Below are 26,367 nucleotides of genomic sequence, written 5' to 3'. Positions count from 1 at the left end.
TTTTTGACATAGATCAAACCCCGCCTAAAGCCTTAATTTGATAATCAATCCAGTCTATTTGGATTATGTCGCTGTTTGGTCAGAAAAAGGAGAAACCATGGGATCTGCCGTGGGGAGTAATCAAGATACCTTCAATTACAAGGTAATCAGCCAATTTGCCATCGTTACCGTATTGTGGGGAATTGTTGGCATGCTCGTCGGGGTTATCCTCGCTGCGCAATTAATTTGGCCTGAAATTACATTCAACATCCCTTGGTTAAGTTATGGTCGCTTGCGCCCACTACATACCAACGCCGTGATTTTTGCATTTGGCGGATCAGCGCTATTTGCAACTTCGTATTACATCGTACAAAGAACGTGTCAGGTACGTTTGTTCTGCGACAAGTTAGCGGCCTTTACCTTTTGGGGTTGGCAAGCCGTCATTGTTTCTGCAGCTATCACTTTGCCATTAGGTATCACCACTTCTAAAGAGTATGCCGAATTAGAGTGGCCAATCGATCTTCTGATTACAGTTGTTTGGGTTGCATACGCGATTGTGTTCTTCGGTACAGTGATCAAGCGCAAAACCAAACATATCTATGTTTCAAACTGGTTCTTTGGCGCATATATCTTGACGATTGCAGTTCTGCATATTGTTAATAACATTGAAATGCCAGCTAGCTTATTTAAGTCTTACTCGGCCTATGCTGGTGCGCAGGATGCAATGATCCAGTGGTGGTACGGACATAATGCGGTGGGCTTCTTTTTGACAACCAGCTTCTTGGGCATGATGTATTACTTCATTCCAAAGCAAGCAGAGCGTCCAATTTACTCCTATCGTTTGTCCATCGTTCACTTCTGGGCATTGAACTTCACTTACATGTGGGCAGGTCCTCACCACTTGCAACACACCTCCTTGCCTGATTGGACCCAATCTTTAGGTATGGTGTTCTCATTGATCTTGTTGGCTCCTTCATGGGGCGGCATGATTAACGGCATCATGACTTTATCTGGCGCATGGCATAAATTGCGTCGTGATCCAATCTTGAAGTTCTTAGTTGTAGCGTTGTCCTTCTACGGTATGTCTACCTTTGAAGGCTCCATGATGTCTATCAAGACGGTAAATAGCTTGTCTCACTACACCGACTGGACCATCGGTCACGTGCACTCTGGTGCATTAGGTTGGGTTGCAATGATCACGATTGGATCTTTGTACTATCTCATCCCACGTTTGGTTGGTCAAAAAGATATGTACAGCACGAAGTTAATTGAGCTGCATTTCTGGGTAGCTACGATCGGTGTGGTCATCTATATCGCTGCGATGTGGATTGCCGGTGTAATGCAAGGTTTGATGTGGAGAGCCTTTGAACCAGACGGCACATTGACTTACAGCTTTGTGGAGTCTGTAAAGGCGACTTACCCCTTCTATGTAATTCGTTTGTTGGGCGGTCTCTGCTACTTAGGTGGCATGTTGATCATGGCCTACAACGTGTACAAGACAGTGATTAACAAAAAATTCATTGATGCTGAGATTCCACAAGTATCTATTGCCGCTCACTAAGGAAAAGAACATGTCAGAACAACGTCGATTTTTCTCCCACGAAACGCTTGAGCGTAATGCTGGTTGGTTGATCATTGCTACCATTGCAGCGATTTCGATTGCGGGCTTGGTGCAGATCGTTCCACTATTCTTCCAGCACTCCACTACAGAACCGAGTCCTGGAGTGGTGCCTTACTCTGCATTGCGTTTGGCAGGTCGCGATATTTATCAGCGCGAAGGTTGCTTGGGTTGCCATTCACAACAGATTCGTACACTACGTTCAGAAGTAGAGCGCTACGGTCCTTATTCTTTGGCTGGCGAATCTGTTTTTGATCACCCATTCCTGTGGGGTAGTAAGCGTACTGGTCCAGACCTGGCTCGCGTAGGCGGTCGTTATTCTGATGCTTGGCATCAGATTCACTTAAACAACCCACGTGATGTAGTGCCTGAGTCCAACATGCCTGCTTATCCTTATTTGGCAAAGAATGCTGCGGATGCGAGCACTATTCAGTCACACATGACTGCAATGCGTCGCTTAGGTGTGCCTTACACCGATGAAGATATTGCAAATGCGCCAAAAGAATTAGAAGGCAAGACTGAGCTTGATGCTTTGGTTGCTTATTTACAAGGACTTGGTATCAATCGTAGATACATCATTGTTGATGAGGTGGTAGCTAAGTAATTCTTAGCTATTGGGAAACTATGCAAAATATCGCACCCTACCTCTCAGCAATATCTACAGTACTTGGCTTAGTAGTTTTTTTAGGAATCGTTTGGTGGGCTTGGTCTGCAAAAAGACAGCCCGCTAATCAAGAATCCGCAGAACTCCCGTTCGATCTACCCGATGAATTCAGTAAGGATAAATCATGAGTGACTTTCTTGGTGCCGGTTGGAGTACCTATATCGCCTTAGTAACTTTGGTCGGTATTGTATGGTGCATCTGGTTATTATTTTCTCAACGCAAGACAAAGGTAACGCTAAAGCCTGATGGCCAAGTAGCCGACACTGGTCACGTTTGGGATGGAGACTTACGCGAGTTGAATAATCCATTGCCACGTTGGTGGATGTGGATGTTCTTAATCTCTTGCATATTTGCTTTGGTTTATCTAGTGCTCTATCCAGGCTTGGGTTCTTATCCAGGTGTATTGGGCTATAGCACTGATGGTGCTTTGATGAAGTCGATGACGAATGCAAATGATGAGCTCAAGCCAGTCTATGCGAAATACGTGAAGATGGATATTGAGCAAATTGCTGCCGATCCACAAGCCCGTGAAATGGGTCAACGTTTATTCTTAAATTCTTGTGCGCAATGCCATGGCTCAGATGCTGGCGGTTCTAAAGGCTTCCCGAATTTGACAGATGGTGATTGGTTATATGGCGGTTCACCTGAGAACATCAAAACAACCATTACCAATGGTCGTGGTGGTGTAATGCCTCCATTCCCACAATTGGATAGCAAACAAATTGTGGATGTAGCAAATTACGTTCGTAGCCTGTCTGGTTTACCTGCTGATGATCTCAAGGTGGCACGTGGTGCAGAGGTATTTAAAGCAAACTGCGCAGCTTGTCATGGTCCAGATGGAAAAGGCAATATTGCTTTAGGCGCACCTAACCTAACTGATAAGACTTGGTTGTATGGTGGTTCTGAGGCAACCATTATTGAGACAGTTACTAAGGGTCGTATGGCAATGATGCCTGCTCAAGATAAGGTGTTGAGTCCTGAAAAGATTCAGTTGCTAACAGCTTATGTCTGGGGCTTATCAAACAATAAGCAAGCTCCAGCAAGCAAGTAAATAGGGTAAGTGAAGTAACAGTGTCAGAGAATTCGCCGGGTGGGAAGCCCGTTCCAATAGAAGTAATAGAGGAGTCTCTTTACGAGGTCCGGCGAAAGATTTACCCTCGTTCAGTCTCGGGCCTATTTGCCCGTTGGCGTTTTATCCTCGTATTTGCCACCCAACTCCTCTTTTATGGTCTTCCTTGGCTGAGTTGGAATGGTCGTCAAGCCGTTCTCTTTGATTTAATCCAGCGTAAGTTCTATATCTTCGGCTTGGTTTTATGGCCGCAGGATGTGATTTATCTCACGCTGCTTTTAATTCTGTCTGCCTTAGCTTTATTTTTATTTACTGCAGTAGCTGGCCGCTTATTTTGTGGGTATGCATGTCCACAGACGGTGTATACCGAAATCTTTATGTGGATCGAGCGCAAGGTCGAAGGTGATCGTTTTGCGCGGATACGTCTAGACGGGGAAGAGTGGCCATGGAGTTTTAGAAAATGGCGCCTGAAGATAACGAAGCATTTCCTTTGGTTGCTTATTGCTTTCTGGACAGGCTTTACTTTTATCGGCTACTTCACGCCGATTGAAACCTTGGGCGCAGCGATTTTGCATTTGTCCTTAGGCCCATGGCAGACATTCTGGTTGTGCTTTTACAGCTTCGCCACTTGGGGCAATGCAGGCTTTATGCGCGAGCAAGTTTGCAAATACATGTGCCCTTACGCACGCTTCCAAAGTGTGATGGTCGACAAAGACACCTTCTTAGTGACCTACGATAAAGTGCGTGGTGAACCACGCGGTAGCCGTAGTAAGTCTGCAGATCATGGCGCTTTGGGTTTAGGTGATTGTGTTGACTGCAGTATTTGCGTACAAGTCTGTCCAACGGGCATTGATATTCGAGATGGCTTGCAATACATGTGTATCGGTTGTGGTGCCTGTATTGATGCGTGCGATCAGGTGATGGAGAAGGTGAATTATCCAAAAGGTTTGATTCGGTACACCACCGAGAGAGCAATGCTGGATAAGGAGTCCAATCAAAGTGCCATTAGGCATATATTCCGTCCAAGAGTAATTTTCTATACTGGTTTTATTACGCTGTTGGCTTCCGCTTTTCTATTTTCTTTGGCTACCAGAAATCCACTGCGTGTGGATGTCATGCGTGACCGTGGCGCATTAGCGCGTGAAGTAGAGGGTGTTCGTATTGAGAATATTTATCGTATTCAAATCATGAACGCTTCCGAGAACCCAATGAAGGTTCAGATTAAGGCGACTGGTCTGAATGATTTGAGAATTCTGAATTCTCAAGGTCAAGAAGTTACTGAGATTAATGTTGGGCCCGCAAGTAATCAGTTGATGCCAATTAAAGTGAGCACCAATATTGGCCAAAACGATTCTGGGAATTACCCAATTCATTTTGATGTCACTGCGCAAGAGCAGGCCGGCAACGAAATCATTTCTAGAACGCGTAATGAAAAATCCAGCTTTATCATTCCTCGTTAAGCTAGCAAGCAAAAGATGGAGAGCAAGCATATGACCGAACAGCAGATCAGCAAGCCCTGGTGGAAACAGTTGTGGCCTTGGCTCTTAATTAGCGGGCCAGCAGTGGCAATGATTGGTTGCATGATCACGATTTGGCTTGCAGTAAATATGTATACGGATAAGCCTTTGCGGGATGGCGTAGTGAAGCAGGGTTTAAAGGTTGAACAACTGAAAGATGCGCAGGTTCACAAATGAAATATCGCTTGCTTACTTGGATTTTGTGGCCTTCATTCTTGGTTGCTGGTATGGCAGAGGGCTTGTTGTTTACCGTTATCCACCCACAAGATTTGTTGTTCTTTGGATATCATCCAGACGTATCTGATGAGGGTATTTACACCATTGGATTTTTTATCATCTGGACATTTTGTGCGGTCTCTAGCGCTTTAACCGCCTATATATTGCCTGGTATTGAATCATCCGAGAATAAAGAAATCGATCGCGGATTGATTTAAGTGCTTATCCCTGTTTTATAGGGATATCAGCGCTAACGCAGGCTGTTCTATCTGGGTTTGGTATGCCCGCCAGTTCGTAGAGCCCATTCATATCAATGAGTTTGATATGTCGTTGTTTAATTTGAATGAGTCCTGATTCAGCAAAGCGTGAGAGCATGCGGCTGACGGTTTCTATCTGAATACCAAGGTAGCTGCCAATATCCACGCGACTCATGCGTAAATCAAATTCATTATTTAAATAACCGCGCGCTGCTAAGCGTTGGGAGAGGCTTAATAGAAAAGCTGCCAATCGCTCTTCAGCACGCATTGTGCCAAGAGAAAGTAAATGACGCTGATCTTGAGTGAGCTCACGACTCATGATGCGGTGAAACTGATTTTGTAGAACTGGGATTTGTCGCGCCAGTTCCTCAAATGCTTCGTAACGAATAATGCATACGTCACTCTCTTCTAGAGCGATCGCATCAGATTGGTAGTGGCCGTCCCCAATCCCGTCTAAACCTAAAATTTCACCGGGAAGATGAAAGCCAATGACTTGTTGCCGACCATCTTGTAGGCAATATTCTGTTTTGAGAGTGCCAAAGCGAACGCTATAAACCGAGCCCAATGGATCGCCATGACGATAGAGGCTTTCCCCTTTTTGTAAATGCACCCGCTCTTTTACAAGGGTATCAATTTTGGATACATCACTAGAGCTTAGCCCCACCGGAAGGCAAAACTGCCCCAAGACGCAAACCGAGCATTTGCTGGTAGGGGTATCGGTAGGTTTGTAATTCATAATGGCTTAATTATGCAGACAGTTTATTCTACTAGGGTGAACGATAGTCCCACCCCTTTTAAATGCTGACCGCCAGCCTGTTAACTGCAGTTTTTTTGGGCGCACTCGTGAGTGGTTGGCATTGCGCTTTGATGTGTGGAGGTATTGCTGCTGCAATTGAGCGTCCCGTAGCCTCTCAGGTGCCTTTGCGCCCCAAATCCCAGCTGATATATGAACAGTTGGTTATGCATCTCGGGCGTATCAGTACTTATGTTTTATTAGGCGCTCTTGCTGCTTGGATTGGGCTTGCTGTTTGGCAGCAGAATGTATTGCCAATCCAGCGCGCATTATTTGTATTGACCTCCATCTTGTTGTTTTTCATGGGGGCTCGTTTGTTGGGTATGAATAGATCCAACGCACGTATTGGTAGTGGCTGGTTGAGCGCTCAAATTGCAAATTATTGGACTAAGTATTTAGGTCGTTTTGCTAATAACCCATCTCGCTGGTTTAGTGGAATGCTGTGGGGGCTTGTACCTTGTGGCTTGGTTTATGGAGTGCTGCCATTGGCATTTCTATCTGGTGATGTATTGACTGGTGCAACCATCATGCTTGCCTTTGGTTTGGGTACTTTGCCAAACCTATTATTAATCTCTAAGTTTTCTGCAGCGTTAACTCAGTTTGGGCAATATGCATGGGTTCGATATTTTGCCGCTTTATTACTATTTATTGGCGCCGGGTTCGGTTTGTATCGGGCATGGACTTTGCCTAGCGCATTGCTAAATGGCGGCTTCTGCCTTTCTTAGGCGCTATTCATTTTTAGCTTGAAAGAACGCTAATTTTTGCGATCGAGCTAGACGCTTTAATTGCGCCTCAGCTATAGAAGCTGCAGATCGGTCTGGATGTTCTTGGGTTGCTAATAATTTGACCGGTCCACGGGATCGGGTATAGCGTGCGCCTTGCCCCAAATTATGGGCGTTAATGCGATGTTCGAGGCGATTGGTAATGCCGGCATAGTAACTGCCGTCAGAGCACTCTAGAAGGTAAACACACCAGGTCAAAATGAGGTCAAATTTGGGTTAAAAAGAGCTGTAAAAAGCCTTGAAATTCACAATATAGCCCTTATATTCTATAGATATAAATACATGGAATACATGAGGCAATAAAAATGAGAATAGATAAATTAACCACTAAATTTCAGCAGGCTTTGAGTGAGGCTCAGAGCATTGCTTTGGCTAAAGACAATCAATATATTGAGCCAGCCCATTTGTTGCTGGCGATGTTGCGTGACTCGGATGGTGCTGCAAAGAGTTTATTAACCCGTGCTGGGGTGAATATTTCTGGTCTTGAAAAAGGCGTAGAAAAGATCATTAATAACCTCCCGGAAGTGCAAGGCACTAGTGGTGAGGTCCAAGTAGGGCGTGATCTCAGCAATTGGCTTAACTTATGTGAAAAAGAAGCTAACAAACGTAATGATCAGTTTATTGCTGGTGAATTATTTTTACTAGTAGTGGCTGATGACAAGGGCGAGCTTGGTAAAGTGGCTCGTGAGAATGGTTTAAATCGTAAATCACTAGAAGCGGCGATTGATTTAGTCCGCGGAGGAGAGTCGGTGAATAGTGCAGATGCTGAAGGCCAACGTGAGGCCTTGAAAAAATATACTGTGGATTTAACAGAGCGTGCCCGCATGGGTAAGCTTGATCCCGTAATTGGTCGTGATGATGAAATTCGTCGCACCATTCAGATTCTGCAAAGACGCGGTAAAAATAATCCCGTTTTAATTGGTGAGCCAGGCGTAGGTAAAACTGCGATTGTGGAAGGTCTGGCGCAACGAATTGTGAATGGCGAAGTGCCTGAGACATTGAAAGACAAACGTGTTTTGGTTTTAGATATGGCTTTACTATTGGCAGGCGCGAAATATCGTGGCGAATTTGAAGAGCGTCTGAAGGCAGTTTTAAGTGATGTCGCTAAGGACGAGGGTCAGACCATCATCTTTATTGATGAAATTCATACGATGGTTGGCGCTGGTAAGAGTGATGGCGCCATGGATGCCGGCAACATGCTCAAGCCTGCTTTGGCGCGTGGCGAACTGCATTGCATTGGCGCAACTACTTTAGATGAATATCGTAAGTACATCGAGAAAGATCCTGCTTTAGAGCGCCGCTTCCAAAAAGTGATGGTGGAAGAGCCAAGCGTAGAGGCAACTATTGCCATCTTGCGTGGTTTGCAAGAGCGCTATGAACTTCACCATGGAATTGAAATTACTGATCCAGCAATCGTGGCTGCTGCTGAGTTATCTCACCGCTACATCACTGACCGCTTCTTACCTGATAAGGCAATCGATTTGATCGATGAAGCGGGCTCACGTATTCGGATGGAGATTGATTCCAAGCCTGAGGTGATGGATAAGTTGGATCGCCGCTTAATTCAGCTCAAGATTGAACGTGAAGCGGTCAAGAAGGAGAAAGACGAGGCTTCGCAGAAGCGTTTGGCTTTGATTGAGGATGAGATCAAGCGTCTTGGTGCTGAGTATGCAGACTTAGAGGAGATTTGGAAGGCAGAGAAGGGTGCTGTATTAGGTGCCGCTCATCTCAAAGAAGAGATTGAGAAGGTTCGTGCAGAAATTGCTAAGTTGCAACGTGAAGGCAAACTCGAAAAAGTAGCTGAATTGCAATATGGCAAATTACCCGAACTGGAAGCAAAGCTCAAATCCGCTGCCGCTGCAGAAGCTAAAGGCGATAAAGATGGTGTTGTGAAGAACAAGCTACTTCGTACACAAGTTGGTGCAGAAGAAATCGCTGAGGTAGTTTCTCGTGCGACAGGCATTCCTGTATCTAAGATGATGCAGGGCGAGCGTGACAAGCTTCTGAAAATGGAAGAGTTGCTGCATAAGCGTGTAGTTGGTCAAGATGAGGCTATTCGCGCAGTGTCGGATGCGATTCGTCGTTCTCGTGCTGGTTTAGCTGAAGAGAATCGCCCTTATGGCTCTTTCTTATTCTTGGGGCCAACTGGGGTTGGTAAGACCGAGCTATGCAAAGCATTAGCTGGTTTCCTATTTGATAGCGAAGATCACTTAATTCGTATCGATATGAGTGAGTTTATGGAGAAGCATAGTGTTGCACGATTAATTGGCGCGCCTCCTGGTTATGTTGGCTACGAAGAGGGTGGTTATCTCACGGAGCAAGTACGTCGTCATCCATACAGCGTGATCTTGTTTGATGAAATTGAAAAAGCACACCCCGATGTTTTCAATGTACTTTTGCAAGTACTTGATGATGGACGTTTGACTGATGGTCAGGGTCGTACAGTAGACTTTAAAAACACTGTCATCGTGATGACCAGTAATATTGGATCACAGTTAATTCAATCTATGGCAGATAAGAAGCAAGCCGAGATCAAAGAAGCTGTTTTTGAAGAGTTGAAAAATCATTTCCGTCCTGAATTCTTAAATCGTATTGATGAGATCGTGGTGTTCCATGGTTTGGATAAAGACAATATTTCTAATATTGCCAAGATTTTGTTGAAGAATTTGTCGGAGCGCTTGGCGAGAGTAGATATGCAGCTCGAAGTCAGTGATGCTGCTTTAAGCAAGCTTGCGGAGGTTGGTTTTGATCCGATCTTTGGTGCACGTCCATTAAAACGAGCCATCCAACAACACATCGAGAACCCTGTTTCCAAGATGATTTTGGAGGGCAAGTTTGGCCCTAAGGATGTCGTTCCGGTAGATGTAGACAAGAATGGCGAGTTTAGCTTTACCCGCCAAGTTCATTAATATCGCGTAGTTTTTGCAGGAATCATCCTGCGCTAGTACACTCGGTACATGACTGTTGCGCTTAGTAGGCGTGCCAGTGATGTCCGGGTTATTAGTCTTATTAGCCTAGCGCACGGCAGCTCCCATTTTTTTCATCTCATTCTTCCACCGATGTTTCCGTGGTTGAAGAATGAATTCGCCCTCAATTACGCAGAGCTTGGGCTATTGATGTCCATCTTCTTCGTGGTTTCTTGTGTGGTGCAAGCATCTTCGGGGTTTTTGGTCGACTGCATTGGCGCAAGACCTATCCTATTTGCGGGTGTTGGTTTGTTGGCTTTAGCTGCCCTTACTTACTCTCAAAGCAATGGGTATTGGATGTTGGTGATGGGGGCGATCATCGCCGGTTGTGGCAATGGCATTTTTCATCCAGTTGATTACACGCTAATTAATCACAAAATCTCCCCACCAAATTTACCTTATGCCTACTCGATGCATGGCGTAACAGGTTATTTGGGTTGGGCTGCCGCACCAGCATTTATGGTGGGGATTGCGCAGATATCAGATTGGCGTATCGCTTTCTTATCCGCGGCCCTATTAGAGGCGATGATTTTGTTGATTCTTTGGTTTAACAGAAATCAACTAATTGATAACGTCAAAGAGCGCCATGAGCATGGCCAAGAGAGTAATTCATCAAGCAAATCGGGTGCAAGCACAGAAGGAGCGTTTGCGTTCTTGAGATTAAAAGCCGTTTGGTTATGTTGGGTCTTCTTTTTCTTTAGCATGGCTTCTACCTCAAGCCTGCAATCCTTTTCACCCAGCGCGCTCTTTAAGATCTATGACTTACCGGTTAATGTCGGTAATTACTACTTAACGCTTTTGGCACTAGGAAGCGCGGCAGGTGTTTTGGTTGGTGGGTATTTAGCAGCAAAGCTTTATACCCCAGAGCGAATTGTGTCGAGTTTTCTGTCGATTACCATCATTATTTGTTTGCTTCTTGCGACGGGATTTATACCTCTGCAATTCATCCCAATAATTTTCTGTACATTGGGATTTGGCTATGGTGTTGTTGCTCCCTCAAGAGACTTGTTGGTGAAAATGGCAACGCCAAAGGGTGTGGCTGGACGGGTATATGGAATTGTGTATTCGGGAATTGATTTGGGCGCGGCTGTAGGCCCATTTGTGTTTGGCTTCTTTATGGATGCCGGACTTCCTAAGGCGCTCTTTATTGGTATTGCGCTATTTCAGTTGATGATTATTCCAACAGTATTTAAAGTCTCATCGACAACCCAAAAGCCAGCTTAAATTATTCGCGGCATTAATGTAAAGCCGCTTTGATTTTCTTTGCAAACTCGACAGCATGTGGATTGTCGCCATGAATACACAAGGTATCAGCCTGAATGGCAATCTCTTTTCCATCGATTGACTTGACGATGCCGTTATTTGCCATACTCAATGCCTGCTGAAGTGCTTGTTCATCATCTTCAATTACTGCGCCCGCTTGAGTGCGTGGTACCAAAAATCCTTCTGGAGTATAGCGACGATCAGCAAACACCTCTTGCCATACAGGCACATTGATTTCTTTTGCCGCTGTAATGAGGCAGCTACCCGCTAAGCCATACAAAATCACATCATTACTAAGATCTTTTACTGCTTGTGCAATTCCGCGGGCCAGCTTGATGTCTCGAGCGGCTTGGTTATACAAAGCGCCATGAGGCTTAACGTGATGCAGTGTCCCGCCTGCTGCTTTCACAAATGCTTGTAGAGCACCAGCTTGATAGAGTGTGTAGCGATAGGCATCTTGTTCTGAGATAGCCATTTCGCGTCTGCCAAAACCAGCTAGATCAGGTAGTCCTGGGTGCGCGCCAATATGAACATTTTTTTGGATTGCTAGTTCAACCAATTTTTGCATGCGAGCGGGGTCACCAGCATGCCAGCCACAGGCGATGTTTGTGGAGGTAATGTAGTCAAGTAAAAGGGCGTCATTGCCCATTTCCCAGGCCCCAAAACCTTCGCCCATATCACTATTAATATCCATACGAATTTCCATTAGTTATCAATGATGGTCTGAATTGCATTCATGGTTGATTCTTGTAACTTTACAGCTTCTGAATTGCATTTATCTGCCTCTTCCAAGTCAATCAACTGAAGTTGTAATTTACTGCCAGGTTTTGCTTGGGCTAGTTTGATGAGGTCTGAGCGAATGACCTCTGCAAGTCGTGGGTAGCCACCAGTGGTTTGGTGTTCAGCCAACATCACAATCGGTTCATGGGATGGGGGGAATTGCACTGTTCCAAAGGTAATGGCCTGAGATGGGATGTTAGGCAAATCTTTTTTCACTTTGAAATCACCCTGTAAGCGCACACCCATGCGATTACTTTGATTGCTTACCGTCCAGATGGTAGACCAGAACATTTCTCGTTCTTTTGCGCCGAGAAGCGATAGGTGTGGCCCAGCTAAACAGCGGATTTGAGTGATGGGGCTGGTTGGTAAAAACGGCGATCGAATCTGCCACTTTGGATAAGAGGGTAGATCATCTTCCTTGTGAAGTGCTTTTAGGAAGGCAGACTTTAGTGGCGCCTTAGGATTTGCGAGCGGGAGCAGATTTCCTTTTTCCAAACGCTTAGGTCCGATGTCTGCGCTAATGTGGGAGCCAAAGCGACCTAAGGTTTCAGGAAGATCTAGCCCACCACCAATGGCGAGTATGGCTCTAAATCCTGGACTCAAAGGTGAAAATTTAATGGTGCCACCTTTTGGAATCCACGCAGGTCGATTGCCGGGAATGCGTTGACCGTTCACAATCCCATCGCAGCTAGCACCAACCCAGGCTACGCAAGTTGCTTCAGAAAAAAGTAGAGTCGGTCCAGTAGAGGTCATTTCAATAGCTGCAGTATTTGGTGGGTTGCCAACCAATGCATTTGCTAAATGAAGAGAGGCAGTGTCGCATGCGCCTCCGGGGCCCACTGCCCAATGAGATAGACCTGAACGTGGATCATCTTGTATGGTGCTAAAGGTGCCTGCTTGCAAAATCTCAATTGATGCCGTGGATTTATTTTGCTCGAGTGATCGAATTACATCCTTAGGTGCGTTTACTTGATCAAGCCGATGAAATTGATCAAGTGAGATTTCTTCAATCTGCATTTGATCTCCGGCCATAAATAAGCCGGGAGGGTTATTGTCGATATCAAATAGCTTGTTGGGTGATCGGCCAATAATATTCCAGCCCCCTGGTGTGACGCGAGGGTAAATGGCGGTTTGTAATTCCGCAATGGCTACGCTTCCCTTAGGTACCGCTGGTCTAGGCGATGCCAATCTTGGTAAACGCAGCTCAGGGTTGAGGCCGCTGAAATAGGCGAATCCAGGCATAAAGCCCAGAATGTCTGCGGTATACAAACTCTTTTTATGCAAACGAATAACTTCTTCAATAGACAGCTTGCAGGCTTTGGCAATTGCGGGCAAATCTAATCCAACATCAGGGTGATAGCAAACTTGAATCCGATGAATCTTGTTCGGACTTGTTTTGCGGTTTTTCTGTTTTTCAAATTGCTCCCCAATCTTTTTAAGATCTGCTAGCGCTTGCTCACGCGTAGCTTTGGGGTTCTCAGTAGTGCATTGCAGTTGAATGACGAGTGAATCTAGTCCTGGCACGATTTCAGCTGCCCAAGCAGGCTGATTGGCAAAGAGAGTCTTGCTGAGTGCATGAATGCTTTTGAGCGGCTCGCTTGATTTTGAGAAATCAATTAATACGCTGTGGTCGCCAATGAGTGTGCAATGCATGATGAAATGAAATTAAGGGTTTACTCTAGTTTGCCCTATAAGCAGAATATTTGGGTTATAAATGCGTTACTCATTCGCTAATTTAAAGCCTAAAACAAAAAGGAGACAAAATGAGTCAACAAACGGATACCAGTCTGACCGGTTTCTATAAGGTCATGAACCCCAAAGAAAAGAAAACATTCTGGGGTTGCTTTTTAGGTTGGGCGCTTGATGGTATGGATTTCATGATCTATCCATTGGTGATCGGCACCATTATTGCCGTGTGGCAAGTAGATCGTGGAATGGCTGGTCTAGCGGTGACAGGAACCTTGCTTGCTTCCGCATTCGGCGGATGGTTTGCTGGATATCTTGCTGATCGAATTGGTCGTGTTCGCACTTTGCAATTCACCATCTTATGGTTTTCTAGTTTTAGTTTGATTTGTGCATTCACACAAGACTTCAATCAGCTCATGATTGCTCGCGCACTCTTGGGATTTGGTTTTGGTGGTGAGTGGGCTGCTGGCGCAGTGTTAATGGGTGAAACCATTCGCGCAGAATATCGTGGTCGTGCAGTCGGTACCGTGCAGTCTGCATGGGCGATCGGCTGGGGCGCCGCAGTTCTCTTGCAAGCCATTATGTTTAGTCTGTTGCCGGCTGACATGGCATGGCGCGCAATGTTCGTAGTTGGCTTCTTCCCTGCATTGCTGCTCTTGTATATTCGTCGCCATGTGGATGAGCCAGAGATCGCAAAGATCGCTCGCGAAAAAGTGGTTGCAGCAGGTCAAGCACCTTCCATCTTGGAAATTTTCAAGCCTGGCATTTTGAAAACAACCATCTTGGCTTCATTGCTGACGATGGGTGCGCAAGGTGGCTACTATGCTATCACTACTTGGGTGCCAACATTCTTGAAGGCGGAACGTAAGTTAACTGTGGTTGGGTCCACTGGTTATCTAGCCTTCTTAATTGTGGGAAGCTTTATTGGTTATCTCGTGGGTGCATGGATGGCGGATCGTTATGGTCGCCGGAAATTATTCATGACATTCTCACTTGGTGCGATTGTCTTGGTGATTGCATACACTCAGTTAGAAATTACCAATGAGATGATGATGTGGCTTGGCTTCCCATTGGGATTCTTCGCTAGTGGTTATTTCTCTGGCATGGGGGCATTCTTGACAGAATTGTTCCCAACCCGTTTGCGTGGATCTGGACAGGGCTTTTGCTATAACTTTGGTCGTGGCATCGGCGCTTTGTTCCCGGCATTAGTTGGTTACTTCTCGGCTCAATATGGATTGGCGATGGCGATTGCGATTTTTGCAGTGATTGCTTATGGCGTATTCTTTATTGCAGCAGTGATTCTTCCTGAGACTAAAGGGCGAGAGTTGCAGGCCAATTAAGGAAATTTGTGTCCGCAGTAGATATTCCGTTTTGCCCAGGACCGCCTGATCATCAGAGCGGTCCTTTTCCTTTTAAGTTGCCTTATGGCGCAGTGGATACGCATGCTCATGTAATTAGTGCTGCCAGCTTTGTACCTGATCGCTCCTATACCTCTCCAGAAGCAACTGAAGAACAGTACATTCGCATGCTGGATGAAGTTGGTATGACCTACGGGGTTCTGATTCAGGTAAGTGTGAATGGTCAAGACAACGAGCCCATGTTGAAAGCGCTTGAGAACCATCCCAAACGCTTACGTGGTATAGCTGTGCCCTTACTGAATCAGCCAGACGCTTATTACCAAAGAATGAAAGATGCTGGGGTTGTCGGCATCCGTATGAATTTGATGTTCTCTGGCGGTGGTTTAGATATCTCAAAGCTGGAAGAGTGCGATGCACTTGCTAAAGATTGGGGTTGGCATATCCAATTTTTATTGGACGCGAATGATTTGCCTGGTCTGATGCCACGCATGCAAAAGATGCAATCAACTTTAGTGATTGACCACATGGGTTATTTACGCACCTCTATTGGATTGCAGTCACCAGGCTTTCGTGCGTTGCTAGAGTTAGTAAAAGAAAGGGCTTGGGTAAAGGTGTCTGGCGCATACCGCTTAACCGATAACCCGCCTCCCTATTTAGATGTGGTGCCATATGCCAAGGCGCTCATTGCTGCGGCACCAGATAGATGTGTGTGGGGCTCAGATTGGCCGCATGTCGCCAATTGGGGGATCATGCCGCGAGTCGCGCAAATGTTGGAAAGCTTGGCTTTATATGCTCCCGATGAGGAGCAGCGCAATAGGATTCTCTGCGGTAATCCGCAACGTCTATATTTTTCATAATATGAAATCTCATTACACTGCGTAAAATGCAGTGCAACATGAGGGTGGCGTTATCGTTTCGCAGGACGGATAGTTGTTTCGTATTGCAAAAAGACATTCCTAAGTAACTGAAATTAAACGGTTAAATATTTTCAAAAAAGAACTCAATAAGTATTGCTTGGTTTTGATAACCCTCTAAACTCTTATATAAGACATAAGACTTCAAGTGGTATTTGATGGGTCTTAAAAATCTTCGAATTTTTGAATTACTTGTTTAACTTAGGGAGAAAAACATGGCAGATCGCAAAGCTGAAATCGCAGCAATTCAGAAGGATTGGGATACCAATCCACGTTGGAAAGGCATCAAACGTGGCTATACAGCAGAGGATGTTGTACGTCTGCGCGGTTCGTTGATGATTGAGCACACATTGGCAAAGCATGGCGCTGAAAAATTGTGGGATCTCGTGAATAACGAAGCATATGTAAATTGCTTAGGCGCATTGACCGGTGGTCAAGCGATGCAACAAGTTAAAGCTGGTATTCAAGCGATCTACTTGTCTGGTTGGCAAGTAGCTGCTGATGGCAATTCTTACGCAGCAATGTATCCAGATCAATCTTTGTATCCTGTGGATTCTGTTCCAAAGATGGTTGAGCGTATTAATAACTCATTCCAGCGCGCTGATGAAATTCAAACTGCTAAAGGTATCGGCCCTGGTGATGCAGGTTATATCGACTACTATGCTCCAATCGTTGCTGATGCAGAAGCAGGCTTCGGTGGTGTATTGAATGCTTTTGAATTAGCTAAGGCATTAATTAAGCAAGGCGCAGCTGGCGTTCACTTTGAAGACCAACTTTCTTCTGTGAAGAAGTGCGGTCACTTGGGCGGTAAGGTATTGTTGCCAACTGGCGAGTCAGTGCAGAAATTGATCGCAGCCCGTTTGGCTGCAGACGTAATGGGCGTGCCAACAATTATTTTGGCTCGTACCGATGCTGAAGCTGCTGATTTGTTGACATCTGATTACGATGAAAACGATAAGCCATTCTTGACTGGTGAGCGCACTGCAGAAGGCTTCTACAAGACTCGTAAGGGTTTGGATCAAGCAATTTCACGTGGCCTTGCTTATGCTGAATACGCTGATATGGTTTGGTGTGAAACCGGTACTCCTGATTTGGATTTTGCACGTCAGTTTGCTGAAGCAATTCGTGCGAAGTTCCCAGGCAAGATGTTGGCATACAACTGCTCACCATCATTTAACTGGAAGAAGAACCTGGACGATGCAACGATTGCGAAATTCCAACGTGAGTTGGGCGCAATGGGTTACAAATATCAGTTCATTACTCTCGCTGGTATTCACTCTATGTGGTACAACATGTACGACTTGGCGCAAGACTACTCTAAGCGTGGCATGACTGCTTATGTTGAGAAAGTACAAGAGCCAGAATTTGCTGCTCGTGATCGTGGATACACCTTCGTATCACATCAGCAAGAAGTTGGCACAGGTTACTTTGATGATGTAACAACTGTTATTCAAGGTGGCAAGTCATCTGTTACAGCCTTGACTGGTTCTACTGAAGAAGAGCAGTTCCACTAAGAATCCCTAAGTAGTCTGTAGTAGCAGTAACACCCTTACTGCCACGGCATCTAAATTACCTCACAAAGGTGACTTAGATGCCGTTTTCGTATACATTCATTGCATGACAAATTGCATACTTTGTAAAGATGAGCTCAAGCCCGAAGAGGGTGAGTTAATTTGGCGCGGCGATGATTGCCGAGTCATCATGGTGAATGATCCCGACTTACCAGGATTTTGTCGGGTGATTTGGAATCGCCATGTTCCTGAAATGTCTGATCTCACCTATGGCGAACGTGAGCACATCATGTCTTTAGTGTTTGCTGTTGAGGAAGTTATTCGTGAGCTAATGGAGCCAGACAAGGTCAATCTGGCTACTTTGGGGAATATGGTTCCGCATATTCATTGGCATGTGATTCCTCGATATCAAGATGATGCCTATTTTCCAGGTTCACCGTGGTCAGCAAAGGCAAGAGAGACCTCAAAATCGGTGCTTGAGGCCAGAAGGGCGCTTGCCAAGATGCTGCCCGCCATTATTCGCGATGCGATCTCACAAATGTATTAAATTAATAGAAAATCAGCGCAAAGCTGAAAAGCGGTAACGATAATAAAAATAGATGGAGACAAGTAGTGATAAACAAAATTATTCCTGGTGTGGCGCAAGCCGTCCAGGATATAGCCGATGGCTCAACCATTTTGGTTTCGGGTTTTGGTGGCGCAGGCTTGCCAATATATTTATTGGATGCTCTTGCGGAACAGGGCGCAAAGAATCTCACCATCATCAGTAACAATGCCGGAAATTCAGGAATTGGTATTGCTAAATTAATTGGTAAAGGCCAGGTTAAAAAAGTAGTCTGTTCATTTCCTCGTCAGCCAGAGTCTGGTGCTTTCGATGATTTATATCGTGAAGGAAAAATTGAGCTTGAGCTAGTTCCACAAGGCACTCTGGCTGAGCGGATACGTGCTGGTGGCGCTGGAATTGGTGGTTTCTATACGCCTACTGGTTTTGGTACGGAATTGGCCAAGGGGAAAGATACGCGCGTTATTGATGGCGTTGACCACATTTTTGAAGCGGCAATCAAAGCGGACTATGCGCTTATCAAGGCCGACAAAGGGGATCGTTGGGGTAATTTAACTTATCACCGCACAGGTCGTAACTTCGGTCCCATTATGGCAACAGCTGCGCGTTGCACCATTGCACAAGTGAATGAAGTTGTGGAGCTAGGTCAGCTCGATCCTGAAGTAATCGTAACTCCGGGAATTTTTGTGAAACGTATTGTGCTAGTGGGAGGCAAATCATGATTGATCTCTCTAAAGTCAAAAAACGCACAACAGCGGATATTGCCAAGCGGATTGTTCAAGATATTCCTGACGGTGCGCATGTCAACTTGGGTATTGGCCAACCAATGACTATTTCAAACTATCTGCCTTCTGATAAAGAGATTCTGTTGCACTCCGAGAATGGCTTGCTTGGTATGGGGCCACTTGCGAAGGATCATGAAATTGATGAAGAGCTGGTGAATGCTGGTAAGCAGCCAGTCACGATGTTGCCGGGCGCATCGCTTTGTCATCATGCGGATTCTTTTGTGATGATTCGTGGAGGTCATATTGATATTTGTGTCTTAGGCGCCTTTCAGGTTTCAGTAAAGGGCGATATCGCGAATTGGCGTACCGGCGATCCAAAAGCCATCCCTGCAGTGGGTGGTGCGATGGATTTGGCCTTGGGTGCCAAGAAATTATTCGTCATGATGGAACATCTCACCAAATCTGGTGAATCGAAATTCGTTCAAGAATGTACTTATCCCTTAACGGCTTTGGCTGCAGTTGACTGCATTTATACCGATTTGGCAACAATCGCCGTTACACCTCAGGGGCTGGTTGCGGTAGATTGGGTAGACTGCCTTAGTTTTGAAGAATTGCAATCTTTAAGTGGCGTACCAATGATTCGGGGTTCGGCACAATAAATGAAGGTGTGTCTCAAAACAATAACTATTCTGACTGCTTGGCTGGTTGCTGGAATCGCGTGTGCTCAAAGCAAGACTGATTATCCAAGTAAGCCCATTCACTTAATCGTGGGATTTTCTCCTGGCGGCTCTTCTGATACAGTAGGGCGCGCCTTAGCGGAAGGCCTTACCGTAAGACTGGGTCAACCGGTTATTGTTGAGAACAAAGCGGGCGCAAATGGCAATATTGCTGCCGAGTATGTAGCGCGCTCAGCACCAGATGGTTATGTACTATATTTCCCTTCGATTGGCCATGCTGTAAATGCTTCGCTCTATAAAAATCTTCCATATGATCCCGTAAAAGATTTCACGGCGATTGGTGGGGTGTTTTCAGCGCCCAATATTTTGATTGTCCCTGCAAACTCTCCTTATAAATCCGTTGGCGAGTTAATTGCAGCAGGGAAAGCCAATCCTGGCAAGCTCACTTTTGCTTCTAGTGGTAGTGGAACTTCTGTTCACTTATCTGCTGTGTTGTTTGAAAAGATGGCCAAGATCGATATGATTCACGTGCCGTATAAAGGTACAGGTAGCGCTATGCCGGATGTGATTTCTGGACAGGTGGACATGAGTTTCCCGAACTTGCCAAGCGGCTTGCCGCATGTGAAGTCAGGTAGTCTAAGAGCGCTTGGCGTTACTACTGCAAAGCGATCAGCAGCCGCACCAACTATTCCAACGATTGCTGAATCTGGGCTTCCTGGTTATGACATGGCTACTTGGTATGGTTTAGTAGCACCAGCAAATTTACCGATTGAAATTCGCAATCGAATCAATAAAGAGTTGCAAGGGATTCTGGCAGATCCTAAATTTAAGGATAAATTAATTGCGCAGGGTGCTGATCCAATGCCGGGAACCCCTGAGCAATTTGCAACCTTTATTAAAAGTGAAATTGAGAAGTGGCGTAAGTTAATTGCGCAGTCCCAAATTACGATTGATTAATGAGACAAAAGATATAGAAAGGCATTCAACATTCATGTCATCTGCTGCTAATAAATACGATGCTTGTATAGCGGGCATTTACGAGCACCCCCTGAGAGTTGCGCCAGATCATACAGTCGCGCAACTGCATGCTGAGGTTGCTCGAGGTGCTCTGCTAGATGCCGGCTTAACCTTAGATGATGTTGATGGGTATTTTTGTGCTGGGGATGCTCCTGGAATGGGTCCAGTGTCCATGGCTGACTATCTAGGTTTAAAGAAATTACGCTATCTCGATTCCACTGATACTGGCGGATCTTCCTATTTAACTCACGTTAATCATGCTGCTCGCGCTATCGCCGCCGGTCAATGCAAAGTGGCGCTCATTACTTTGGCGGGCCGCCCAAAATCAGAAGGGTCCAGTGGCACACAAGTTCGTAGTCAATGGGCAAGCGCTCCAGACTTTGCTTTTGAGAAACCATACTCACCGGCACCATTGAATACTTATGCCATGTGCGCAATGCGTCACATGTATGAGTTTGGCACTACTAGTGAGCAGCTGGCTTGGATTAAGGTGGCAGCATCACATCATGCGCAACATAATCCTAATGCCGCTTTAAAAGACGTCTTAACGGTGGATGATGTGTTGAATTCGCCAATGATTGCGGATCCACTACATCGCGCAGATTGTTGCGTGGTTACTGATAGTGGCGGTGCATTGGTGGTAGTGCATCCAGATATCGCTAAGACTTTAAAAAAGCCGGTTGTCACTATGATGGGTGCTGGAGAAACAACAAAGGGACAGATGGGTGGCAAGGTAGATCTGACTTATTCGGGGTTGGCATGGGCTGCGCCTTTGGCATTTAAAGAGGCAAAACTGACGCCAGAGCAAATTCGTTATGCCTCAATCTATGACAGCTTCACTATTACCGTATTGATTCAGCTAGAGGACCTTGGGTTTTGTAAAAAGGGCGAAGGCGGTAAGTTTGTCGAGGGCGGTCAACTCATTTCTGGAAAAGGAAAATTAGCATTTAATACCGATGGTGGTGGTCTATGTAACAACCATCCAGCAAACCGCGGTGGTATGACTAAGGTGATTGAGGCGGTTAGGCAGTTACGTGGTGAGGCGCATCCAGCAGTACAGGTGCCTAATCTCGAATTTGCGCTTGCTTCTGGAATTGGAGGCGCGTTGGGTACTCGTCATGGTGCTTCAGTATTAATTATGGGGAGATTGCAATGAGTCAAACAAATCAAAAACATTCAGAACATCGTTTACCGAGCCCCGTTGCAAATCCTGAGAACAAAGCATTTCTCGAGGCAGCACAGAAAGATGAATTACTCATTAAGTATTGCAATTCTTGCAAGGAGTCTCATTACTATCCTCGCACCATTTGCCCGCATTGTGGTAGCGATGACACCACCTGGATCAAGTCAGCAGGATTAGGTGAAATTTATTCTTATACCGTTATGAGACGGGGCGTTGAAGTGCCTTTTGCAATGGCTTATGTCAAATTGCAAGAGGGGATTTCAATGTTGACCCATCTGACCAATTGCGATTTCGATTCCATTCGGGTTGGGCAAAAGGTCAGGGTAGTGTTCCAAGAAACGCAAGATGGTCAAAAGACCCATCTTTTTGAGCCTATTTAATTCTTAATTAGGCTTTAACAAAGTTTCCGTAGAGCCTCGAGATAACTCTCGGGGTTAAGGGGTTTGCCTTCCCTCTGTGATTCCCACATCACTTGCCCTAAGCATTCCATCATCAGATGCTGGGCCTCATGTTCCGAGCCCAATTTCTTGCTTAATTTCTCGGCGATTTCTTTGATACCTGGTGGCTGATTAATGGAGATCTGCTCGCTAATCGATAGATGCATAGATAAATGCAGGAAGGGATTAGTTTCCCCACGCTCTGGTGTGTAGTCTTGGGCTAATGCACCCTCTGGGTCGGCTAATAGGGAATGGTATTCAGGATGTTGCGCTATCCAGTCGCTAGCAAGCGTCTCCATTGAATCCAAAATCTGCCCAGCATTTTTTTTCTTCCAGGCGTCACAGAAAAAGCGACGAACCTCTTCGCGAGTGGGATTAAATAGTGCCACGAACTTTTCCTTTTCCTGTTTTTTGCTTGAATCCGCAGAGGGGCTCAACAATACATTGTGCGCACTCAGGGTTACGCGCTTTGCAAGTATATCTACCATGCAAGATGAGCCAATGATGCGCATCTAATAGGTATTCTTTCGGAACCCGTTTGAGTAATTGTTTCTCAACCTCTAGAACATCTTTGCCGGGTGCTAGACCAGTGCGATTCGATACCCTAAAGATGTGGGTATCAACTGCGATAGTCGGTTGACCAAAAGCAGTATTGAGAATAACGTTGGCCGTTTTTCTGCCAACACCAGGCAAAGCTTCGAGATCTTCTCTATTTTGTGGCACTTCGCCGCCGTGCTTTTCAATTAGCAGGCGACAGGTTTCCTGAATATGCCTACCTTTGGAATTAAATAGCCCAATATGTTGAATATAGGGTCGCACACCTTCTTCACCCAGGTCTATCAGTGCTTGAGGGGTGTTGGCAATCTTAAAAAGTTTGCGCGTGCCCTTGTTTACTGAAACGTCGGTAGCTTGAGCGGATAGGAGTACAGCAATGAGTAACTCAAAAGGCGAACTATATTCCAACTCAGTAGTGGGTTTTGGATTGTTTGCTTTGAGTTGTTCAAAAAAAGCGCGGCGCTTTTCTGGGTTCATCATGATTTTTTCTGAGCTCTCGCAATTGCTGCGGCAATAATTGCACGCTTACGCTCTTTCTCTTTTTCTTCTTCCGCTGAAGTGGCTTGCTCAGCATTCACGGCGGCTAGTTTTACAGCAGCCTTCTTGGCTAAACGCTCATCATTGTCTTTTTGCTCGCGATCTAATCGTTGTTCACGTTCCTGATAACGCTGGCGTGCAAGCGCAGCTAAGTCAGCACTCCATGCGTCCCAACCGGTTCTCTCGCCTGTGACATTGATCATCGAGATGCAGTCCACAGGGCATGGTGGAATACAAAGATCACAACCAGTGCACCAATCTGAGAGCACCACATGCATTTGTTTCGAAGCGCCCACGATTGCATCTACGGGACATGCCTGAATACATAGAGTGCAACCAATACATTTCTGCGGATCTATAAAAGCGACTGCTCGTGGGCGCTCAATACCGCATTCGGAATTGATGCTTGGGTGCAAATCAAATGCATCTTGTGGGTAAATTGGCGCCAATACTTGGCTCAGTCTTTTGATGCCCTCAACCCCGCCTGGTGGGCATTGGTTGGGAAGTGCTTCACCCTTGGCTAGGGCCTCGGCGTACCCCCTGCAATCGGGGTAACCACATTTAGTGCATTGGGTTTGAGGAAGAAGATCCTCTAGGCGATCAGCAAGCTCTTTCACCTGGTTGGTCTTCATGAATTGCGAGTTCCCAATTTAAATGAGAGACGCTAAGGTCTCTCATTTGTATTAATTAGCGCCTGATTTACGTTTTTGAGGCTGATGCTCTCGAATAAAGGATTTAATTTTTGGATATACCTTTTCACGCCAACGACGACCTGCGAAGATGCCATAGTGACCAGCGCCTGCTACTTCGTAATGGGCTTTTGATTCCTTAGGAATGCCAGCGCACAGACCGTGTGCAGATCGTGTTTGACCACTTCCAGAGATATCGTCAAGTTCACCCTCTACGGTTAGTAGAGCAGTCTTTTGAATATCTTGTGGCTTCACCAGTTTGCCGGCAACTTCCCAAGTGCCATTTGGTAATGCGTAGTCTTGGAATACGGTTTTAATGGTGTCGAGGTAGAACTTCGCATCTAAATCCAAAACAGCGTTGTATTCATCATAGAAACGAATATGCGCCTCAGCATCCTCTTCATCGCCTCGCACGAGGTTGGTAAAGTAATCCCAATGTGATTGCAAATGGTTTTGGGGATTCATGGCAATAAAGCCAGTATGTTGCAAGAAGCCTGGGTATACGCGACGACCAGCGCCTGGATATGTTGGTGGAACTTTATAAATGACGTGACTCTCAAACCAATCGTGTGATTTTTGTTCAGCTAAGTTGTTCACAGCAGTTGGCGACTTGCGCGCATCAATTGGACCGCCCATCATGATCATTGAGGCAGGAGTTTTTTCACCAGCGGAAGCCATTAATGAAATGGCGCCTAAAGTAGGCACAGTAGGCTGACAAACAGAAATCACATGTAAATTTTCTGAGTCAATGTAGCGAATAAATTCTTGGACGTAGTGAACATAGTCATCTAATCCAAACTCACCCTCGCTCACAGGAACATTACGAGCATCAACCCAGTCGGTAATGTATACCTTGTGATCTTGTAGAAGTGTGCGAACGGTGTCGCGTAGCAAAGTGGCGTGGTGACCTGAGAGTGGCGCGACGATTAAAACGGAAGGATCTTCTTTCAGTTTTTTGATTGTTTCCACATCATCGGAAAAGCGCTTGAAACGAATCAAGTTACAGAATGGTTTCGCAACCTTGACCATTTCATGAATAGCAACCTCATGACCATGCGCAATTACAGAACGAATGCCAAATTCTGGCTTTTTGTAGTTCTTGCCTAAGCGATAGAGGAGTTCATAGCTGGCGGCTAAGCGCTCAGAGCCGGGAACTTTTGAAGCGGGATTCGATGCGTTAATCAATGCCTCAGAGGCAGCGCGTGCCCATGAACTCATTGGCTGAAGTAAGGCTTTTTGGAACTCGTGTAACTGGTAAAGCATGCTACCTCCTCTAAATCTCGATTACCGCTTTAGGCTGTATTACGCCAATACGCGGGCAATTGCTTTAGCTACCTTGTCAATATTTTTAGTATTGAGGGCAGCGACACAAATACGTCCAGTTGAAAGGGCATAAATGCCATCTTCTTTTTGCAAACGCTCTACTTGTTCGGCAGTTAAGCCGGAATAAGAGAACATGCCGCGTTGTTTTTCAATAAACGCGAAATCTTGTTTGACGCCAGCAGCAGCTAATTTCTGAACCAGACCCTGACGCATTGCTTTAATACGATCACGCATTTCTGCCAATTCGTCTTCCCATAGTTGGCGAAGCTCAGGTGAATTCAAAACTGCCGCAGCAATTGCTGCACCATGTGTTGGTGGGTTTGAGTAGTTTGTACGAATGACGCGCTTCAATTGTGAGAGCACGCGTGTGGACTCATCTTTGCTTTGCGTCACGATGGACAAGGCTCCGACACGCTCACCGTATAGCGAGAATGATTTAGAGAAAGAGCTCGATACAAAGAAAGACATGCCAGATTCAGCGAAGAGACGTACTGCGATGCCATCTTGATCGATGCCGGCAGCAAAGCCCTGGTAAGCCATATCCAAGAATGGAATCAAACCTTTGTTTTTGCAAATGTCGATTACTTGACGCCATTGCGCTTCAGTAATATCCGCACCTGTTGGATTGTGGCAGCAAGCATGTAACAAGACAGTTGTATTTTTTGGGAAAGACTCAAGAGACTTCACCATGCCGTCAAAATCAACACCACGAGTCTTGCCATCAAAATAGGTGTACTCAAGTACTTCAAAACCGGCAGATTCAAAAATGCCGCGATGGTTTTCCCAGGTAGGATTGCTGATTGCACAAGGCGCGTTTAAGTTGAGTCGTTTAATAAAGTCTGCACCAACCCGTAATGCGCCAGTTCCACCTAAACATTCCGCTGTTACAACACGACCATCTTTAATCAAGGCTGAATCGGCACCAAACAATAAGTTTTGTACTGCGCTGTTGTATGGGTTTGGACCCTCGATCGGAATGTAGCTGCGAGGAGAATGTTTCGCCACAATTGCTTCTTCAGCCTTAATGACTGCTTTCAAAAGAGGTACTTTGCCTTCATCGGTGTAGTACACGCCAACACCAAGGTTTACTTTGTCAGCACGTTGATCGGCGACATACGCTTCTGTGAGGCCAAAAATAGGGTCTTTTGGGGCTAATTGAACTGAGGCAAACAGGGTCATTTGGTTTCGAAAATGGTGGTTTAAGGGTGGTTTTGTTATTAATTGACGTTAAATTAGGCTAAATTGTCTGTTTTTGTGATCAGAGCTAACTATTTCTTAATAAAAACGGC

Annotated in this window: 28 protein-coding genes; 19 read left to right on the top strand and 9 right to left on the bottom strand. The window is 45.6% G+C overall.

The window, feature by feature from the left end:
* Positions 1–97 precede the first annotated feature (97 nt).
* Genes ccoN through IC571_RS08085 form a run of 7 tightly spaced genes read left to right on the top strand, consistent with a single transcriptional unit; the run spans position 98 to position 5,281 of the window.
* On the top strand, positions 98–1,540 hold the full coding sequence (ccoN, locus tag IC571_RS08110; protein WP_215315843.1) for a cytochrome-c oxidase, cbb3-type subunit I: 1,443 nt from the start codon (positions 98–100) through the stop codon (positions 1,538–1,540).
* A gap of 10 nt (positions 1,541–1,550) precedes the next feature.
* Entirely contained in the window at positions 1,551–2,201 is a 651-nt protein-coding gene (gene ccoO, locus IC571_RS08105; protein WP_215315842.1) for a cytochrome-c oxidase, cbb3-type subunit II, read from the top strand.
* A gap of 20 nt (positions 2,202–2,221) precedes the next feature.
* Positions 2,222–2,389 carry a cbb3-type cytochrome C oxidase subunit 3 gene (locus IC571_RS10495; protein WP_071465248.1) on the top strand — a complete coding sequence of 56 codons (168 nt, stop codon included), beginning with the start codon at positions 2,222–2,224 and terminating at the stop codon, positions 2,387–2,389.
* The gene (gene ccoP, locus IC571_RS08100) at positions 2,386–3,312 is read left to right on the top strand and encodes a cytochrome-c oxidase, cbb3-type subunit III (protein ID WP_215315841.1); all 927 of its coding nucleotides are present in this window, start codon (positions 2,386–2,388) and stop codon (positions 3,310–3,312) included. The genes IC571_RS10495 and ccoP overlap by 4 nt, the downstream gene beginning before the upstream one ends.
* Positions 3,313–3,332: 20 nt before the next feature.
* On the top strand, positions 3,333–4,790 hold the full coding sequence (ccoG, locus tag IC571_RS08095) for a cytochrome c oxidase accessory protein CcoG (protein WP_215315840.1): 1,458 nt from the start codon (positions 3,333–3,335) through the stop codon (positions 4,788–4,790).
* 30 nt (positions 4,791–4,820) lie between these two features.
* A complete protein-coding gene (locus IC571_RS08090) occupies positions 4,821–5,024 on the top strand; it encodes a FixH family protein (protein ID WP_215315839.1) in 204 nt (67 codons plus the stop codon).
* On the top strand, positions 5,021–5,281 hold the full coding sequence (locus IC571_RS08085) for a hypothetical protein (protein WP_215315838.1): 261 nt from the start codon (positions 5,021–5,023) through the stop codon (positions 5,279–5,281). The genes IC571_RS08090 and IC571_RS08085 overlap by 4 nt, the downstream gene beginning before the upstream one ends.
* A 4-nt stretch (positions 5,282–5,285) precedes the next feature.
* On the opposite strand, the gene fnr is transcribed toward IC571_RS08085, so the two are convergent.
* Positions 5,286–6,056 carry a fumarate/nitrate reduction transcriptional regulator Fnr gene (fnr, locus tag IC571_RS08080; protein WP_215315837.1) on the bottom strand — a complete coding sequence of 257 codons (771 nt, stop codon included), beginning with the start codon at positions 6,054–6,056 and terminating at the stop codon, positions 5,286–5,288.
* A gap of 62 nt (positions 6,057–6,118) precedes the next feature.
* On the opposite strand from fnr, the gene IC571_RS08075 reads away from it, so the two are divergent.
* A complete protein-coding gene (locus IC571_RS08075) occupies positions 6,119–6,838 on the top strand; it encodes a sulfite exporter TauE/SafE family protein (protein ID WP_215315836.1) in 720 nt (239 codons plus the stop codon).
* A 3-nt stretch (positions 6,839–6,841) separates the two neighbouring features.
* Here the strand turns inward: IC571_RS08075 and IC571_RS08070 are convergent, their stop codons facing one another.
* Positions 6,842–7,093, bottom strand: coding sequence for a GIY-YIG nuclease family protein (locus IC571_RS08070; RefSeq protein WP_215315835.1), 252 nt, complete (start codon positions 7,091–7,093; stop codon positions 6,842–6,844).
* Positions 7,094–7,200: 107 nt separating this feature from the next.
* On the opposite strand from IC571_RS08070, the gene clpB reads away from it, so the two are divergent.
* Positions 7,201–9,804: an ATP-dependent chaperone ClpB gene (gene clpB, locus IC571_RS08065; protein ID WP_215315834.1), complete on the top strand. Its 2,604-nt coding sequence runs from the start codon at positions 7,201–7,203 to the stop codon at positions 9,802–9,804.
* Positions 9,805–9,852: 48 nt separating this feature from the next.
* Complete coding sequence (locus tag IC571_RS08060) at positions 9,853–11,085, top strand: MFS transporter (protein ID WP_215315833.1); 1,233 nt, start codon at positions 9,853–9,855, stop codon at positions 11,083–11,085.
* Positions 11,086–11,098: 13 nt separating this feature from the next.
* Here the strand turns inward: IC571_RS08060 and IC571_RS08055 are convergent, their stop codons facing one another.
* Both IC571_RS08055 and IC571_RS08050 read right to left on the bottom strand, forming a co-directional pair.
* Positions 11,099–11,830 (bottom strand): 5-oxoprolinase subunit PxpA, encoded by a 732-nt coding sequence (locus tag IC571_RS08055; protein ID WP_215315832.1) that lies wholly within the window; start codon positions 11,828–11,830, stop codon positions 11,099–11,101.
* Entirely contained in the window at positions 11,830–13,557 is a 1,728-nt protein-coding gene (locus IC571_RS08050; protein ID WP_215315831.1) for a 5-oxoprolinase/urea amidolyase family protein, read from the bottom strand. Before IC571_RS08050 ends, IC571_RS08055 begins: the two co-directional genes overlap by 1 nt.
* A gap of 110 nt (positions 13,558–13,667) precedes the next feature.
* On the opposite strand from IC571_RS08050, the gene IC571_RS08045 reads away from it, so the two are divergent.
* From IC571_RS08045 to IC571_RS08005, 9 genes are all read left to right on the top strand, one after another.
* Entirely contained in the window at positions 13,668–14,930 is a 1,263-nt protein-coding gene (locus IC571_RS08045) for an MFS transporter (RefSeq protein ID WP_215315830.1), read from the top strand.
* Between the two features lie 8 nt (positions 14,931–14,938).
* A complete protein-coding gene (locus IC571_RS08040; protein ID WP_251373339.1) occupies positions 14,939–15,805 on the top strand; it encodes an amidohydrolase in 867 nt (288 codons plus the stop codon).
* 272 nt (positions 15,806–16,077) lie between these two features.
* Positions 16,078–17,376 (top strand): isocitrate lyase, encoded by a 1,299-nt coding sequence (aceA, locus tag IC571_RS08035; protein ID WP_173956193.1) that lies wholly within the window; start codon positions 16,078–16,080, stop codon positions 17,374–17,376.
* A 103-nt stretch (positions 17,377–17,479) separates the two neighbouring features.
* Complete coding sequence (locus tag IC571_RS08030) at positions 17,480–17,920, top strand: HIT family protein (RefSeq protein ID WP_215315829.1); 441 nt, start codon at positions 17,480–17,482, stop codon at positions 17,918–17,920.
* Between the two features lie 65 nt (positions 17,921–17,985).
* On the top strand, positions 17,986–18,657 hold the full coding sequence (locus IC571_RS08025; RefSeq protein WP_215315828.1) for a 3-oxoacid CoA-transferase subunit A: 672 nt from the start codon (positions 17,986–17,988) through the stop codon (positions 18,655–18,657).
* A complete protein-coding gene (locus tag IC571_RS08020) occupies positions 18,654–19,319 on the top strand; it encodes a 3-oxoacid CoA-transferase subunit B (protein ID WP_215315827.1) in 666 nt (221 codons plus the stop codon). Before IC571_RS08025 ends, IC571_RS08020 begins: the two co-directional genes overlap by 4 nt.
* Complete coding sequence (locus IC571_RS08015) at positions 19,320–20,294, top strand: tripartite tricarboxylate transporter substrate binding protein (protein WP_215315826.1); 975 nt, start codon at positions 19,320–19,322, stop codon at positions 20,292–20,294.
* 34 nt (positions 20,295–20,328) lie between these two features.
* The gene (locus IC571_RS08010) at positions 20,329–21,510 is read left to right on the top strand and encodes a thiolase domain-containing protein (RefSeq protein WP_215315825.1); all 1,182 of its coding nucleotides are present in this window, start codon (positions 20,329–20,331) and stop codon (positions 21,508–21,510) included.
* Entirely contained in the window at positions 21,507–21,917 is a 411-nt protein-coding gene (locus IC571_RS08005) for a Zn-ribbon domain-containing OB-fold protein (protein ID WP_215315824.1), read from the top strand. Before IC571_RS08010 ends, IC571_RS08005 begins: the two co-directional genes overlap by 4 nt.
* 14 nt (positions 21,918–21,931) lie before the next feature.
* On the opposite strand, the gene IC571_RS08000 is transcribed toward IC571_RS08005, so the two are convergent.
* The 5 genes from IC571_RS08000 to IC571_RS07980 are packed head-to-tail and all read right to left on the bottom strand — an operon-like array spanning position 21,932 to position 26,257.
* On the bottom strand, positions 21,932–22,363 hold the full coding sequence (locus IC571_RS08000) for a DUF1841 family protein (protein ID WP_251373337.1): 432 nt from the start codon (positions 22,361–22,363) through the stop codon (positions 21,932–21,934).
* Positions 22,350–23,006: an endonuclease III gene (gene nth, locus IC571_RS07995; RefSeq protein WP_215317878.1), complete on the bottom strand. Its 657-nt coding sequence runs from the start codon at positions 23,004–23,006 to the stop codon at positions 22,350–22,352. Before nth ends, IC571_RS08000 begins: the two co-directional genes overlap by 14 nt.
* Positions 23,006–23,698, bottom strand: a complete 693-nt coding sequence (rsxB, locus tag IC571_RS07990; protein WP_215315822.1) for an electron transport complex subunit RsxB — start codon at positions 23,696–23,698, stop codon at positions 23,006–23,008. The genes nth and rsxB overlap by 1 nt, the downstream gene beginning before the upstream one ends.
* Before the next feature lie 51 nt (positions 23,699–23,749).
* Positions 23,750–25,018, bottom strand: coding sequence for a polyhydroxyalkanoate depolymerase (locus IC571_RS07985; RefSeq protein ID WP_215315821.1), 1,269 nt, complete (start codon positions 25,016–25,018; stop codon positions 23,750–23,752).
* Between the two features lie 39 nt (positions 25,019–25,057).
* Positions 25,058–26,257 carry an amino acid aminotransferase gene (locus tag IC571_RS07980; protein WP_215315820.1) on the bottom strand — a complete coding sequence of 400 codons (1,200 nt, stop codon included), beginning with the start codon at positions 26,255–26,257 and terminating at the stop codon, positions 25,058–25,060.
* Positions 26,258–26,367 lie beyond the last annotated feature (110 nt).

Origin of the sequence: Polynucleobacter sp. MWH-UH2A, assembly GCF_018687195.1 — a bacterium.
Lineage (GTDB): Bacteria > Pseudomonadota > Gammaproteobacteria > Burkholderiales > Burkholderiaceae > Polynucleobacter.
Note: the sequence above shows the minus strand (reverse complement) of the source record. Positions and strands in the feature narration are given on the sequence as shown.